This window comes from Hymenobacter sp. (assembly GCF_036388155.1).
Taxonomy (GTDB): Bacteria; Bacteroidota; Bacteroidia; order Cytophagales; family Hymenobacteraceae; genus Hymenobacter.
Genome location: NZ_DASVSI010000041.1, coordinates 1 through 14,142, shown reverse-complemented (window position 1 = coordinate 14,142; position 14,142 = coordinate 1). Strand labels below are relative to the sequence as shown.

Annotated in this window: 14 protein-coding genes and 1 pseudogene; 8 read left to right on the top strand and 7 right to left on the bottom strand. The window is 59.6% G+C overall.

Annotated elements, in window-relative coordinates; translation table 11 throughout:
* A pseudogene (locus VF629_RS06145) lies at window positions 1-1,164 on the bottom strand (DNA mismatch repair protein MutS); the annotation flags it as partial.
* 260 nt (window positions 1,165-1,424) lie between these two features.
* Between VF629_RS06145 and VF629_RS06140 the strand changes: the two are divergent.
* Together VF629_RS06140 and VF629_RS06135 are read left to right on the top strand one after the other, a co-directional pair.
* Window positions 1,425-1,958, top strand: a complete 534-nt coding sequence (locus VF629_RS06140; RefSeq protein WP_331057578.1) for an RNA methyltransferase — start codon at window positions 1,425-1,427, stop codon at window positions 1,956-1,958.
* Window positions 1,959-1,999: 41 nt separating this feature from the next.
* The gene (locus tag VF629_RS06135) at window positions 2,000-2,434 is read left to right on the top strand and encodes a hypothetical protein (RefSeq protein ID WP_331057577.1); all 435 of its coding nucleotides are present in this window, start codon (window positions 2,000-2,002) and stop codon (window positions 2,432-2,434) included.
* Between the two features lie 61 nt (window positions 2,435-2,495).
* On the opposite strand, the gene VF629_RS06130 is transcribed toward VF629_RS06135, so the two are convergent.
* Both VF629_RS06130 and VF629_RS06125 read right to left on the bottom strand, forming a co-directional pair.
* The gene (locus VF629_RS06130; RefSeq protein WP_331057576.1) at window positions 2,496-3,263 is read right to left on the bottom strand and encodes a TerC family protein; all 768 of its coding nucleotides are present in this window, start codon (window positions 3,261-3,263) and stop codon (window positions 2,496-2,498) included.
* A gap of 120 nt (window positions 3,264-3,383) precedes the next feature.
* A complete protein-coding gene (locus tag VF629_RS06125) occupies window positions 3,384-3,875 on the bottom strand; it encodes a YajQ family cyclic di-GMP-binding protein (protein ID WP_331057575.1) in 492 nt (163 codons plus the stop codon).
* Window positions 3,876-3,979: 104 nt separating this feature from the next.
* Between VF629_RS06125 and VF629_RS06120 the strand changes: the two genes are divergently transcribed.
* Window positions 3,980-4,432 carry a GNAT family N-acetyltransferase gene (locus tag VF629_RS06120; protein ID WP_331057574.1) on the top strand — a complete coding sequence of 151 codons (453 nt, stop codon included), beginning with the start codon at window positions 3,980-3,982 and terminating at the stop codon, window positions 4,430-4,432.
* Here the strand turns inward: VF629_RS06120 and VF629_RS06115 are convergent.
* Window positions 4,360-4,734, bottom strand: a complete 375-nt coding sequence (locus tag VF629_RS06115; RefSeq protein WP_331057573.1) for a DUF962 domain-containing protein — start codon at window positions 4,732-4,734, stop codon at window positions 4,360-4,362. The genes VF629_RS06120 and VF629_RS06115 overlap by 73 nt on opposite strands.
* A 112-nt stretch (window positions 4,735-4,846) precedes the next feature.
* On the opposite strand from VF629_RS06115, the gene VF629_RS06110 reads away from it, so the two are divergent.
* Window positions 4,847-5,332 carry a PaaI family thioesterase gene (locus tag VF629_RS06110; RefSeq protein ID WP_331057572.1) on the top strand — a complete coding sequence of 162 codons (486 nt, stop codon included), beginning with the start codon at window positions 4,847-4,849 and terminating at the stop codon, window positions 5,330-5,332.
* A gap of 72 nt (window positions 5,333-5,404) precedes the next feature.
* Here the strand turns inward: VF629_RS06110 and VF629_RS06105 are convergent, their stop codons facing one another.
* Together VF629_RS06105 and VF629_RS06100 are read right to left on the bottom strand one after the other, a co-directional pair.
* Window positions 5,405-6,412, bottom strand: coding sequence for an NYN domain-containing protein (locus tag VF629_RS06105; protein WP_331057571.1), 1,008 nt, complete (start codon window positions 6,410-6,412; stop codon window positions 5,405-5,407).
* 378 nt (window positions 6,413-6,790) lie between these two features.
* Window positions 6,791-7,531 carry a metal-dependent hydrolase gene (locus VF629_RS06100; RefSeq protein WP_331057570.1) on the bottom strand — a complete coding sequence of 247 codons (741 nt, stop codon included), beginning with the start codon at window positions 7,529-7,531 and terminating at the stop codon, window positions 6,791-6,793.
* Window positions 7,532-7,749: 218 nt separating this feature from the next.
* On the opposite strand from VF629_RS06100, the gene mfd reads away from it, so the two are divergent.
* The 4 genes from mfd to VF629_RS06080 all read left to right on the top strand — a co-directional run bounded on the left by mfd (window position 7,750) and on the right by VF629_RS06080 (window position 12,902).
* The gene (gene mfd / locus VF629_RS06095; RefSeq protein ID WP_331057569.1) at window positions 7,750-11,163 is read left to right on the top strand and encodes a transcription-repair coupling factor; all 3,414 of its coding nucleotides are present in this window, start codon (window positions 7,750-7,752) and stop codon (window positions 11,161-11,163) included.
* Between the two features lie 87 nt (window positions 11,164-11,250).
* A complete protein-coding gene (locus tag VF629_RS06090; RefSeq protein WP_331057568.1) occupies window positions 11,251-11,586 on the top strand; it encodes a hypothetical protein in 336 nt (111 codons plus the stop codon).
* A 92-nt stretch (window positions 11,587-11,678) separates the two neighbouring features.
* On the top strand, window positions 11,679-12,365 hold the full coding sequence (locus tag VF629_RS06085; protein ID WP_331057567.1) for a DUF6624 domain-containing protein: 687 nt from the start codon (window positions 11,679-11,681) through the stop codon (window positions 12,363-12,365).
* An 87-nt stretch (window positions 12,366-12,452) separates the two neighbouring features.
* Window positions 12,453-12,902: a GNAT family N-acetyltransferase gene (locus tag VF629_RS06080; protein ID WP_331057566.1), complete on the top strand. Its 450-nt coding sequence runs from the start codon at window positions 12,453-12,455 to the stop codon at window positions 12,900-12,902.
* Between the two features lie 401 nt (window positions 12,903-13,303).
* On the opposite strand, the gene VF629_RS06075 is transcribed toward VF629_RS06080, so the two are convergent.
* Window positions 13,304-14,005, bottom strand: coding sequence for a DsbA family oxidoreductase (locus VF629_RS06075; protein ID WP_331057565.1), 702 nt, complete (start codon window positions 14,003-14,005; stop codon window positions 13,304-13,306).
* Between the last annotated feature and the right edge of the window lie 137 nt (window positions 14,006-14,142).

The following is a 14,142-nucleotide window of genomic DNA, read 5'->3' as shown; positions in this document are numbered from 1 at the left end:
GTTGAGTTGGTCGGCCAGCTTCACCAAAGCTTTGACACCGGATGAGGCCAGCCGCTCGCGCATGGGCGCAATGGCTTCGAGGGCGCGGGCCAGCTGCAGCAGCTCGCGCGGGTTGACGCGGCGCACGGCCACTTTGGAAATCAGGCGCTCTAGGTCGTTTATCTGGCGCAGGTGTTGGGTGAGGTCGGCCAGCAGTTCTTCATCGGCTACCAAGGCAGCCACCGTGTCGAGGCGGCGCTGAATCTGGCTTACTTCCTTCAGGGGCAACACAATCCACTTGCGAAGCAGGCGGGCACCCATCGGCGTAAGCGTTTGGTCGAGCACGTCGATGAGGGACACGCCGCCGGGATGCTGGGCGTGGACCAGTTCGAGGTTGCGCACGGTGAAGCGGTCGAGCCACACGTACTTGTCCTCTTCTAGGCGGCCCAGGGCAGCCACGTGGCCCAGCTCGGCGTGCTTGGTTTCGGCCAAATAGTGCAGGATGCAGCCCGCCGCTACAATGCCTTCCTTCAGGGTATCAACCCCGAAGCCTTTCAGCGAAGTAGTTTTGAAATGGCGCGTGAGGGTATCGTGGGCGTAGTCGTTGCCGAAAACCCATTCATCGAGCGCGTAGGTGCAATAATCGGGACCAAAATGCTGCTCAAACTCGGCGCGGCTCCGCTTGCAAAATAGTATCTCGGCGGGACTGAAGTTTTGCAGCAGCTTGCCCAAGTAGTCCAGCGTGCCTTGGGCCACCAAAAATTCGCCGGTGCTGATGTCCAGAAACGAAATGCCGGCTTCGGATTTGCCAAAGTGAATGGCGGCGAGGTAGTTGTTGGCGCGGCGCTCGAGCACGTTGTCGTGCATGCTGACGCCGGGCGTGACCAGCTCGGTGATGCCCCGCTTGACGAGTCCTTTGGCGACTTTGGGGTCTTCGAGCTGGTCGCAAATGGCCACGCGCTGGCCTGCGCGCACCAGCTTGGGCAAGTAGTTGTCGAGGGCGTGGTGCGGAAAGCCGGCCAGCGGAATTTCGTTGGGCGTGCCCCCGCCACGCTTGGTGAGCGTGATGTCGAGAATGCGGGCCGCCGTAACGGCGTCCTCGCCAAAGGTCTCGTAGAAGTCGCCTACCCGGAAGAGCAGCACCGCGCCCGGGTGCTGCTGCTTGAGCAGGTAGTATTGCTTCATCAGCGGCGTGTCGACGGGCGAACCGGGGGTGATGTGGTCGGGGCCGACGGACTTGATGACGAATTCTTTCTTGGGGGCGGCGGGTGCAGACAAGACGAACGTAGCGAAGTAGCGCGAACTTTGCAGTTCGCCTTTTTGAAAAGAAAATCAGCGTCAGGCATCCCACCTCACGCCGGCGCGGAGTACTTGAGGAGGCCCAAAACGGCTAATCAATAACGTTAAAACCGAAAACGCGAACTACAAAGTTCGCGCTACTGACCATGCGAAAACTCACAATGGCCGAGCTAAACCGGATGGAGGTGGCTGACTTCAAAAGTACGCCCAAAAGCCCGGTGGTTTTGGTGCTCGACAACGTGCGCAGCATGCACAACGTGGGTGCCATCTTCCGCACCGCCGACGCTTTTGCCCTGGAGAAAATATGGCTCTGCGGCATCACGCCGCGCCCGCCGCACCGCGAAATCACCAAAACCGCCCTGGGCAGCGAGGAATCCATGGCTTGGGAATACGCCGCCGAAACCGTGGCGGCGGTGGCGCTGCTCAAGCAGGCCAATTACCAGATTGTGGCCGTGGAGCAAACCACCGGCAGCGTGCCCCTGCCCGCGTTTCACCCCGAGCCCGGGCGGCCCCTGGCACTGGTGCTTGGCAACGAAGTGTTCGGGGTGGACGATGCCGTGCTGGCCCAGTGTGACTTAGCCGTCGAAATTCCCCAGTTTGGCACCAAGCACTCGCTCAACGTGGGCGTGGCGGCCGGCGTCGTGCTGTGGGATGCGCTGGTGAAATTGGGCGTGGTGTAACAAGTTCGGGAGCCAAATGGGCTGTTCGTTGTTGTGCATTCGTGCATCCTACTTCCCCCTCGTTTTCTCGGCCCGATGACGCCCTGTTGGCCCTGCGGCCCGCCATTCCCACTGAAGCAGCGGCAGACGAATCCAGCGGCTCCGCTTCGGTAGGCGACTTCCTGCACCTCACGTTGCGCCCGGTGCTTAAGCTGCAAAACGACCTGCTGCTGGCCGCGGTGGCCGACTTTGTGGCCGACCACCACATTCCCCTGGCCAAAGCCAGCCCGACCGACCAAGCCCGCTTGCTCACGGAATTGCTGGGCCGCAACACCAAGCTGCGCTACACGCTGGTGGGGCTGATGACCGGCCAGTTCACAGCGACGGAGTACGGGTTCTACCGGCAACACCGCAGCGAAGTAAACCGGCGCCTCCACGAACTGGCCCAACGCCGGGTGCTCGACCAGTTAGCCGCCATCGTTACGCTGACTACGTAAACGCAAAAAGCCCGTTCTGATTACCAGAACGGGCTTTTGTGTCTGTTTGGCTGAGCAGTCCTTAGTCGTACTGCGAGTCGCGCAATTGCACCGGCTTGCTCTTTTTGCGCAGGCGCAGGTTCAGCAGCTCCACCGTGAGGGAGAAGGCCATGGCGAAGTACAGGTAGCCTTTCTCAATTTCCTTGTGGGCCGCTTCCATCACCAGCATGAAGCCAATCATGATGAGGAACGACAGGGCCAGCATTTTAATGGTGGGGTTGTTGTTCACGAAGTTGGCCACCGCGCCGCTGAAGGCCAGCATGACGCCCATGGCCATGATAACGGCAGCAATCATCACCAACACGTTATCCACGAGGCCCACTGCGGTCAAAATCGAGTCGAAGCTGAAGACAATGTCGATGACGATGATTTGCAGAATCACGCTCGTCATCGTAGTGCCGCTGCCACCTGCGCTTTCGTGGTCTTCTTCGCCCTGCAGCTTGGTGTGTATTTCGGTGGTGCTCTTATACATCAGGAACAAGCCGCCGGCCAGCAGAATCAGGTCGCGGCCGCTCACCCCGAAGTTGTTGACCAGCGGCGGCAGGTTGATGGTGAAGAGAGCAGACCGCAGGCTCACAATCCACGAGATGCTCAGCAGCAAGCCGATGCGAAACACCAGCGCCAGCAGCAGGCCAATGGTGCGCCCGCGGGCCTGCGAATCCTTTGGCAGGCGGTTGACGATGATGGAAATAAAGATGATGTTGTCGATGCCCAACACGATTTCCATGAACGTGAGGGTCAACAAGCTAATCCAGGTGGCCGGGTGGGCAAAGGCAGAGAAATCGTACACTGTTGACTGTCATTCTGAGCGCAGCGAAGACTCTTGTCACGTCCCGCGCCGCAGGGGTTAATATTTCCGAGTAACGCTGCCGTGATAAGATGCTTCGTTCCTCAGCATGACGGAAATGGGCTACGATTTCATGTTCACGAATTGCAGGGGCAGGCCAATGTCGGCTTTGCGCAGCACCGCAATGGCGGCCTGCAAATCGTCGATTTTCTTGGCCGACACGCGCACCTGGTCGTCCTGCATCTGGGCCTCCACTTTCACCTTGGCGTCCTTGATGGCCTTGATGATTTTGCGGCCAAACTCCTTGTCCACGCCGGCGCGCACCTTAATGGTTTTTTTAATCAGTTGGCCGCTGGGCTGCTCGTCGGCCGTGAAGTCGAGGCTGGTGCCATCAATGCCCTGCTTCACCACGCGGCCCAGCAGAATGTCTTCCAGGGCCTTGACGCGCATGGAATTTTCGGAAGACAGCAGGATGGTATTTTCCTTTTTGTTCAGTTCGATGCCGCCTTTGGTGTCGCGCAGGTCGTAGCGGGTTTGCAGTTCTTTTTGGGCCGTATTAACCGCGTTTTCCAAAGTTTGCGGGTCTACTTTGCTCACGATGTCGAAGGATGCCATAGCGGGGTGGGCGTAGTTTTGGGTTAGATACCGGCCGAGACCGGGGTGTAAAGGTAACGGCCCCGCCCCTGCTCTAGTTATGTCGTTGAACTCATAATCTGCTTATGCCCGCCGTCAGCCCCGTTCAAGCGCCCAGTTCCCCACCGGAATGGGCAGCGTACTTTGCACTGCGCTACCAGGTGTTGCGCCAGCCCTGGCAGCAGCCACTTGGCTCGGAGCGTTGCCCCGCCGACGATGAGCCCACCACCATCCACGCCTTGCTGCCTGGCCCCGCTGCTGGTTCTGCGCTTGCCGTGGGCATGCTGCAGCGCACCACGGCCACCCAGGGCCAAATCCGTTTCATGGCCGTGGCGCCCGAGGCAGCGGGCACCGGTTTGGGCGGCAAGGTGGTGGCCTACCTCGAAGAAAAGGCCCGGGCAGCCGGCATCACCGAAATCATCCTGCACGCCCGCGAAACGGCGGTGGGATTTTATGAAAAGCACGGCTATGCGGTGGTCGAGCCGTCGCATCTCCTGTTTGGGGTGCTGCCGCATTTCCTGATGCGCAAGCCGCTTTGAAACTTCTCGCGGCCACGCCACAGGTCGGCGTACAGTTTAAAGTCGCCGAGTAGGGAAAACCACGGGTGCTGGAACGTGGCCGGCCGGTTGTGCTCCACAAAGAAGTGCCCCACCCAGGCCAGCCCGTATGCCGCCACCACGCCCGCGAGCAGCCATCCCCAGCGCCCCGTTGCAAACAGCATGACCAGGCAGACCAAAAACAGCGTAGTGCCCACAAAATGCAGCACGCGGGTACCGCGCTTGCTATGCTCGCGCAAGTACCGGGGGTAAAACTCGGCGAAGGTGAGTGGCAAAGCAGACATAGCTTGACAACAAAAGTGGGAAAACTGCACCCCGCCCGGGCATAGGCAAATGAAGTAAATTTTTCTTCAAACTTGCAGGCTCTAACCGTTCATTCCCACTCGCCCCGCATCCGTGTCTGACACCTCTCCTCCCACCGCTCGCCCGGAACTAGCGGCCATGGTGGCCGCCTACAACCACATGAACCATTACGGCCGCACCAATGGCATGGTCCTTACCGTGCCCGCGCCCGGCCAGGCCGAATACCGCATGACCGTGCGCGACGAGCACCTTTCCTCCCCCAACACCTGCCACGGCGGCGTGCTGGCCGGCCTAATGGACGCCGCACTCGGAGCCGCGGCGCTCTCCCTCGCTTTTACCACGCTGGAGTTTGTGTCAACGGTAGAGTTCAAGATGAACTACCTGCATGCCGTACACTTGAATGATGAATTGGTGGCCCGCGGGGTGGTAGACCACGCCGGCAACTCGCTGGTGGTGAGCAGCTGCGTCATTTACCGAGTTGCATTCGGCAAAGAAGACACAGCAGTAGCCCGCGGCTTGGGCACCTTCAACCGCTACCCAGCCAACAAGCGCGACTTCGCCAAGCTGGTGATGCAATAGTCAGGTAAAAGCAAAAGGCCCATCTGGTAATCCAGACGGGCCTTTTGCTTTTACCTCTCAATTTTTACCTTCTTACAGCTCGGCCGCGGCGTGGACGCTAACCGGCTCATAATCGTCTTCGCCGTCGCTCAACTGCGGCGCGGCCACTTTGCGCACGTTGCGGGCACAGTCCTCGTCGCGGTGGTTGCGGCCCACGGTGAATTCTACCCAGTCGCCTTCGCGGAGGTCGTTGAAGTCGCCCTCGGTCAGGTCAGCGTAGCTGAAGAACAAGTTGTTTGGGGGCATCACCACGAAGCCAAACCCGTTTTTCAGGTTTTTGATGGTGCTCATGCCGAGCGTGCCCACGGGGCCAGCAGCGGTAGGGCCAGTGGGGCGAGCCAGCTTAGGAGCCGAAGGCGTGCTGGGAGCAAACGCGGCCGGCTCGGCCTGATTCACAAACAGCGCTTCTACCACCTGGTCTTGCTCCTCAAGGCCGCGGTCGATGACGTCGTGCATGGCCACCGGGTAGGTAACCTGCTCCAACAACTGCTGCGAAGCGCGGGTGACGCGGGTTTCGCCTTTGAAATCTTCGTATTTGAAATCCCAGTTCAGCAGCATCACGCGGGTGCCCACGGTATTGAGCTTGCGGATGAGGGGCACGTAGTCTGAGTCGCCGGCGATGAGCACCACCACGTCCAAGGTTTTGTGCAGGGCCAGTTCCAAAGCTTCCAAGCTCAGCCACACGTCGATGCCTTTTTCCTGGAGGCGGCCGTCGCGGGTTTTCAGAGCCATGTAGTGGGTTTGCACCCCCAGGTTCATCAGGATGTCGTCGAGCAGGCGGTCATGAAACAGACGGTCCTTGTCGCGGGCTTCGGTGGCGGAAAGACGGCCCCGGAAAAAGTGAGCATCGGTGATGCGGGCCAGGCGAACGTCTACGTCTTCTTCTTCGGCTACTTGGTGGCGGATGTACTCGTGCAGGCCCTCTAGGCTGATGCGTGCTTTGCGCTCGTGCTGAAAATAATAATAGTCGCTAATTTTCAAAAAATAGTTGCCGTCATAGAAGACACCAACCCGAATCAAGGGGCTGTTCATCTGATTCATGGTAATCGTGGGGGTTAAGTAAGTTAGAAAAGTCTAGTAAGGTGGGAAATTAGGCCTAATTGGGTAGAACTGTCACGAAACTAAGGTAAAATTGTACCTTTTGCAAGCTTGTGACAACAGATATAGAGTTATTTATGCGATATTCCGTATAGAAGGCAGCCCAGGCTAAGGGCTGATTATACAGTAGTTGACTTAATTGAATACCAGACGGGCGAGCTTATAAGAATCGCAGAATACGAACACGAATCAATACAATAGCAACGCTAATTTGTTGGCATAATAGCTGCGAAGCTAATGGTCTGGACTGACTTATGCAACAGTAAGCCTACGCTCACAAGTGCCTCAACACGTTGATATGCGTAGAAATGAGCCTTGGTGTTAGAAGCCCATTCGCCCCACCACCAGCCCCAGCACCAACAAACCATAGCCGACGCAAATGGCCACTTCCAGCACGTTGCCGCTGGCTGAGCCGGTGCTGATGAGCGGAATTTTGAACGAGAAATCCCAGACCGGCAGCAGCCACCTAACCCCGGCCTTGGTCAAGGTATCGGCCACGAGGTGAGAAGCGTAGCCGCCGCCCGCGTATAAGGCCACGCCTTGCCAGCCGAGGTGCTGGTTGGCCAAATGCCCAATGTACGTCCAGAGCGCCGTGGCCCAGATGGTGTGCGTCCAGGAGCGGTGCGAGGTGAAAGGCGCCAGCGCCACGAAGGTGCCCAGCAGGCTCAGCCACAGCTGCTCGGTGTAGAGGCCCGCCACTACCGTGCCCAGGCCCGTGAATAACAGCGCCAACCGCCTAGCCGAGCCGCCCTGCATGCCCGCCCCAATGAGCCCAAACGCCAGGGCGACCGTGTAGTAGAGCCGCTGCTCGGCGCCGGGCGCCAGCTGGAAGTAGGAATACGCCGCAATGGCCAACGCGCCCGCCGCGAAAGCCCAGCGGACGTAGTTCTGGGTGAAGCCCAGGCGCTTGCTCAGGCGGCTGTCGGGGTGGTCGAGGTCGGGCGCGAGGCTGGAAAAGCCCGCCAGGGCAATGCCCGGCAATGAAAAGGGCAGGGCGGGCACCAGCCCGGCAATGGCCACGCCGGTGATGAGGCCAATGGCCAAATGGGAAGAGCCGCGCATGTTTTAGTTGTCAGTTGTTCGTTGCCAGTTGTTCGGTTGCTTTGCATCTCTTTGCTGGTCTGACAACCGACAACGAACAACTGACAACTAAAAACCGGCAGCGAAGCTACGGGCAGCCCCGGAAACCTTCGCCCCAACTCCGGTGTATTTACCCCCGCAGCCCGACCAGGAATTACTCTGGCCGGGCTAGTTCATTTGCCCGCCTAGCCTGATTTTTTGTGCAAGTAGCCGACTTTCTCCGCCTCTATCGCCTTTCGCCCGAGCTGCAAACCCTGGCCGCACGCCTGCGCGGCGCCGCCAAACCCGACCCCAGCGGCGTGCGCCTGCACCTGCGCGGCCTGGTGGGCAGCCAGGATGCTGTGGTGGCCGCCGCCGTGGCCCACGGCCAGCACCCGCACGTGTTCGTGCTGCATGACAAAGACGAGGCGGCTTATTTCCTGTCCGACTTGCAGCACCTGCTGCCGGAGGGGCCCGAGGCGCTGCTGTTTCCCAGTTCCTACAAGCGGGCCTACCAGTTCGACGAGACGGAAAATGCCAACGTGCTGATGCGCGCCGAAGTCCTCAACAGAGTCAACACGACGCGTGTGGCCGCCGCTGGCAATAGCGTGTTTATCGTGACGTATCCGGAGGCGCTGACGGAGAAGGTAATCAACCGGCAGAGCTTGGTGAAAAACACGTTCAATGCGAAGGTGGGCGACAAGCTGGACGTGAATTTCCTGGGCGAGCTCCTGGGCGAGTACGACTTTGAGAAGACGGATTTTGTGTACGAAGCTGGGCAATACGCGGTGCGGGGCGGCATCGTGGACGTGTTTAGCTACGCGAATGAGCTGCCGTTTCGGCTTGAGCTGTTCGGCGATGAAATCGAGAGCATTCGGACGTTCAATCCGGAAACGCAGCTGTCGGTGGAGCCGCGGCCGAGCATCAGCATCATTCCGAACGTGCAGACCAAGATGTTGCACGAAACGCGGGAGGCTTTTTTTGACTTTCTGCCGCGCACGGCCTGTATTTGGGTGAAGGACGTGCGGCAGACACTGGACGTGGTGAGCGAGCTGTACGAAAAAGCCGAGGCCAACTTTGAGCAGATGCTGAGCGAAGCGCACGGCATGCAGATAGTGAGCAAGCCCGCCGACTTGTTTGAGTCGGGCAAGAATTTCAAGAAGCTGCTCGACGAGTTTGCGGTGGTGGAGTTTGGTAAGCGCTTCCACTTCAAGAATGCCGAGACGTTCCAGTTTTCGGCCAAGCCGCAGCCGAGCTTCAACAAGGAATTTGAGCGCATGGCCAAGAACCTGCGCGAAAACCAGCAGCGCGGTTTTACCTCGATAATTGCGGCCGACACCGTGCGGCAAGCCGACCGGCTGCGCACGATTTTCGACGAGTTGGACAACAACGTGCAGTTTCAGCACCTGCTGCTGGCGCTGCGTGAGGGCTTTGTGGACGAGCAGCTGGAGCTGGCCGTGTACACCGACCACCAGCTGTTTGAGCGCTACTACCGGGCCCAGGAAACCAAGAAGTTTTCGAAGAAGAAGGCGCTGACCTTGCGCGAGTTGAAGACGCTGCAGCCCGGCGACTACGTGACGCACCAGGACTACGGCATCGCGCGTTTTGCGGGGCTGACGCAGGTGGACATTAATGGGCAGATTCAGGAGGCCATCCGGCTGGTGTATCGCGACGACGACGTGCTGACGGTGAGCATTCACGCGCTGCACAAGATTGCAAAATACAGCGGCCAGGAGGGCTCGCCGCCGACCATGAGCAAGCTGGGCTCGCCGGAGTGGGAGAACAAGAAGAAGTCGGTGAAGAAGAAGGTGAAGGACATTGCGGCCGACCTTATCCGGCTGTATGCCAAGCGCAAAACCGCGCCGGGCTTCGCCTTCTCGCCCGACGGCTTCATGCAGGCCGAGCTGGAATCGAGCTTCATTTACGAGGACACGCCCGACCAGGCCAAGGCCACCGAGGACGTGAAAAACGATATGCAGCAACCCCACCCCATGGACCGGCTTGTCTGCGGCGACGTGGGTTTTGGTAAGACAGAGGTGGCCATTCGGGCGGCCTTCAAGGCGGTGGCCGATGGCAAGCAGGCGGCCATTCTGGTGCCCACCACCATTCTGGCGATGCAGCACTACAAGACCTTCCGCGACCGGCTGGCCACGCTGCCCGTGACGGTGGAATACATCAACCGGTTTAAGTCGACCAAGCAGATTAAGGAGACGCTGGCGCGGGTGGCCGAGGGCAAAACCGACATCCTCATTGGTACGCACCGGCTTACGAATAAGGACATCAAGTTCAAGGACCTGGGCCTGCTGGTGATTGACGAAGAGCAGAAATTTGGGGTAAAAACCAAGGACAAACTGAAGGAGCTGAAGGTGAACGTGGACACGCTCACGCTGTCGGCCACGCCGATTCCGCGCACGCTGCACTTCTCGCTGATGGGTGCCCGCGACTTGAGCGTGATTGCCACGCCGCCGCCCAACCGGCAGCCCGTGCAAACGGAGCTGAACGTGTTCGACGAAATCCTGATTCGGGACGCGGTGGCGCGGGAGTTGAAGCGCGGCGGGCAGGTGTTTTACGTGCACAACCGCGTGAAGGACCTCGACGAGCAGGCCGCCATGATACTGCGCATGGTGCCCGACGCCCGCATCACCACCATTCACGGGCAGATGGAGGGCGACCAGTTGGAAAAGCGCATGATGAAGTTTGTGGAGGGCGAGTACGACGTGCTGGTGAGCACCAACCTGATTGAGTCGGGCCTGGACATTCCCAATGCCAACACCATCATCATCAACCGCGCCCACCTGCACGGCCTGAGCGACTTGCACCAGATGCGCGGCCGCGTGGGCCGCTCCAACCGCAAGGCTTACTGCTACTTGCTGACGCCGCCGGTGGCCAACCTGCCTTCAGATGCGCGCAAGCGGCTGAGCACGCTGGAGGAGTTTTCGGACCTGGGCGCGGGCTTCAACGTGGCCATGCGCGACCTCGACATCAGGGGCGCCGGCAACCTGCTGGGCGGCGAGCAGTCGGGCTTTATCAACGACCTGGGCTACGAAACCTACCACCAGATTCTGGACGAGGCCGTGACCGAGCTCAAGGAAACCGAATTCCGCGACCTGTTCCTGGGCGACTCCAACCAGCGGCTGCAAGCGGCGGCCGGCGCAGGCCGCAGCCGCGAGTGCAACGTGGAAACGGACCAGCAGGTGCTCATTCCGGAGAAGTACGTGAGCAACGTCTCGGAGCGCCTGCAGCTCTACGCCAAGCTCGACCGCGCCCAGAAGCCGGAAGAGCTGCAGAAGCTGCTCACGAGCATGACCGACCGGTTCGGGCCCCTGCCCCCCGAAGTGCAGCAGCTGGCCGATATCGTGCGGCTGCGCTGGCAGGCCTGCAAGGTGGGCTTCACCAAAATCACACTCAAGCGCGACACGTTGAAAGGCTACCTCGCGGCCGATGACGAGCACAAAGCCTACTTCCAGGGCGAGCAGTTCGGCACCATCCTCAACTACGTGCAGACGCACCCGCGCACCGCTAAACTCAAGGAGCACAAGGAGCAATTGATTGTGACGTTTGACGAGGTGCGTTCCATTCAGCAGGCCAAAAAGGTGCTCACGGAGCTGGGCGCGGAGGAGGCGGTGGTGGCGTAAGCTAAATCCTAAGTTTTGACACCAACGGCAGGTGTGGTTATGCCGTAAGACTGTGTATTCCTTTCCGCATTCCCACTCTTCACTTATATGAAAAAGCTCCTGATTATTGCTGCGTTAGCAGCGGGCATCGGCACGGCCACGGCGCAAACGCCGCGGTCGCGCGAAGGCTCTACCTCGGCCGCGCAGCGCGCGTCCACGACCAACAGCGACAGCCCACCTTCGTCGCCTATCACCGTTCGGCCCAATTACTCGCCCGGCAACGGACAGCGCGTGGGCGCGAAAACCAACACCACGCCCGCTACGGGCCCTACCCGGGCGTCGCGGTCGAGCTCGGGCCTGAAAACGCCGGGACAGCGCAAGCCCACTGGCAGCAGCAACATCGAAAGCATGAGCAAAACCGAAAAGGCAGGGCCGAAGAAATAACTTTCTGACTTGCCCGTTCAGACAGCCCCGGCCCGCTACAGTAGCGGGCCGGGGTTATTTTTGGCCCAATTCACCACCCCTGCGCCGCTCCTATGAAAATCGTACTCCTGGCGCTACTCCTCCTGTCGGTTGCTTGGCCGTCTCATGCCCAGAAGCAGTTCAACGCGGGCCTGAAGCGCGAATTGGACAGCCTTTATACCCTCGACCAACGGTGGCGAGCGCTGCTGTTTGACCCGCGCTTAACCCGCCAGCCCGATTCGGTGGCGGCAGCCCTGGGCGTGAAAAAAGCAGACCTCCCCAACTACCTGGCGCGCCAAATGATACGCACCGACTCGGCCAACATCGTGCGGGTCCGGGCCATCATCAAGCAATACGGCTACCCCGGCAAGTTCCTGGTGGGCGAGCCCACCAACGAGGCCGCGTGGTACATCATCCAGCATTCTGACGACATCAAGTCGTACTTGCCTCTCATAAAAACCGCCGCCAAACGCGGGGAATTGCCTTTCCGCCTGTATGCCCAAATGCTGGACCGCCAGCTCATGCGCGACGACAAGGAGCAGCTCTACGGTACGCAAGCCATGGGTTACAGCCCGGTAAACCCCGCCACGGGCGAGCGCGAAAGCCAGCCGCCGTTTGTGTGGCCCATCAAAGACGAAGCGAAGGTGAACGAACGCCGGAAGCAAGCCGGCTTCACCACCACCGTCGAAGAAAATGCCGCCGTCCTGGGCATCAAGTACCGCGTGGTGACACTGCCGGAAGTGGCCCGCATGCCCAAATAAGTTGCAAGACTTCAGTAGTAGGTAATAAGGCAAGCGGTAAGACTTGCTACTTGTTACTTAGGTCATATTATCGAATGCCCATCCATTATGACACTCGACTGGACGCTGAAACCCTACGAGGACCTGGCCCTCACCGAACTCTACCAACTGCTCCAACTGCGCGTGGAGGTGTTTGTGGTGGAGCAAAACTGCCCCTTCCAAGACCTCGACGGCCACGACGACCAAGCCTACCACCTGCTGGGCTACACGCCGGCCGGCATGCTGGCCGCTTACGCCCGGCTGTTCGATGCGGGCATCAGCTACGAGCAGGTGGCCATTGGGCGCGTGGCCGTAAGCCCAGCCCACCGGCGCCTCGGCCTAGGCCAGGAACTCATGCAGCAGGCCATTGCTCAGTGCGAAGTGCTGTACGGTGCCCAGCCCATCAAAATAGGCGCCCAGCAATACCTGGAGCGGTTTTACCAAAGCTTCGGGTTCGTGCAGTGCGGCGAGATGTACCTGGAAGACGGCATCCCGCACATCCCGATGATAAGGGCCTGACGCCTTTGGCTTGATGAGCAATGGCCGATGCTGGCGCGCGTCTGTGACGCGTGCCGACTAGTTGGGCGTTTCCAACGCCCCCGGCTGCGCCGTTGTGGAGTCGTTCAGGCCTCGTTCACGCGGCGAGCCAGAGGCTCGAAACCAGTCGGCACGCGTCACAGACGCGCGCCAGCATCGGCTTGAGGAATGGTCATTGCGAGCGCGGCGTGGCAATCCGACCTATCCTTGGCGACCAATTTGGCAATGAAGAAGCCCCGGCTCTGCTCTGAGCCGGGGCTTCTTCATTGGGTTTGTCACACCTCTAAGTGAATCATTGCGTGAGGAAAGATTGCCACGGCCTGCGGCCTCGCAATGACATTATTATTCATTCTTCATTGCTCATTCTTCATTAAGCGCAGCGTTCAGTCGCAGCCATCAGGGCCGCAGGCGGGGCCGTCGGCTACTAGTTGGGGCACCGGCTTGGCGGGCTTGAACTCGTCCCACACTTTGCCCAGCACCTCGGCAAACAGCTCGGTGGGCTGCGCTCCCGATACCGCATACTTGTCCTCAAACACGAAGAAGGGCACGCCCCGCACGTTGATTTGCTGGGCCTGGTACTCGTCATACCGCACGGCCTCGGCGTAGGTACCGGCGATGAGAGCTTCGCGAATTTCGGTGGCATCGAGGCCCACTTCGGCACCCAGCTTCACCAGCGTTTCCAGGTCGCCAATGTTTTGGCCTTCGGTATAGTACGCCTTAAACAGGCGCTCCTTGGTGGCGTCTTGCCGGCCGTGGTGGGCGCCCAAGTGGATGAGCTGGTGGGCCAGAAACGTATTGGTCGGAACGGCGCGGTCGAAGTCGTACTCCAAGCCAACTTCCTTGGCGGCGTTGGTCATGTAGTCGCTCATGCGGCGGCCTTCGGCGGTTGAAACACCTTTTTTCTTCGCCAGCGACTCATAGATGTTCTCGCCGGGAATGGGCTCGAAGTTGGGCGTGAGCTCAAAGCTGCGCCATACCACTTCCACGTCGTCGCGGTGCGCAAAGTCCTTCAATGCATTCTCAAACTTGCGCTTGCCGACGTAACAGAACGGGCATACCACGTCGGACCAGATTTCAACTTTCATATCAGAATAGCCAAGTGAATTGATGTAGGTACAACAATGGTGGTAACTGAAAAGGTTTACCCGAACCAGGCACTCACCGTTGCAGTTATTTCTAAAAATCAAAAACGTCCTGTTGAGCGGAGTGGAGGCCTCCACTC

Bases quoted from the DNA above. Each gene is read 5' to 3' on its own strand.
- VF629_RS06140 (WP_331057578.1), top strand. From the start codon at position 1,425: ATGCGAAAACTCACAATGGCCGAGCTAAACCGGATGGAGGTGGCTGAC.
- VF629_RS06125 (WP_331057575.1), bottom strand. From the start codon at position 3,875: ATGGCATCCTTCGACATCGTGAGCAAAGTAGACCCGCAAACTTTGGAA.
- VF629_RS06120 (WP_331057574.1), top strand. From the start codon at position 3,980: ATGCCCGCCGTCAGCCCCGTTCAAGCGCCCAGTTCCCCACCGGAATGG.
- VF629_RS06115 (WP_331057573.1), bottom strand. From the start codon at position 4,734: ATGTCTGCTTTGCCACTCACCTTCGCCGAGTTTTACCCCCGGTACTTG.
- VF629_RS06105 (WP_331057571.1), bottom strand. From the start codon at position 6,412: ATGAATCAGATGAACAGCCCCTTGATTCGGGTTGGTGTCTTCTATGAC.
- VF629_RS06100 (WP_331057570.1), bottom strand. From the start codon at position 7,531: ATGCGCGGCTCTTCCCATTTGGCCATTGGCCTCATCACCGGCGTGGCC.
- VF629_RS06090 (WP_331057568.1), top strand. From the start codon at position 11,251: ATGAAAAAGCTCCTGATTATTGCTGCGTTAGCAGCGGGCATCGGCACG.
- VF629_RS06085 (WP_331057567.1), top strand. From the start codon at position 11,679: ATGAAAATCGTACTCCTGGCGCTACTCCTCCTGTCGGTTGCTTGGCCG.
- VF629_RS06080 (WP_331057566.1), top strand. From the start codon at position 12,453: ATGACACTCGACTGGACGCTGAAACCCTACGAGGACCTGGCCCTCACC.
- VF629_RS06075 (WP_331057565.1), bottom strand. From the start codon at position 14,005: ATGAAAGTTGAAATCTGGTCCGACGTGGTATGCCCGTTCTGTTACGTC.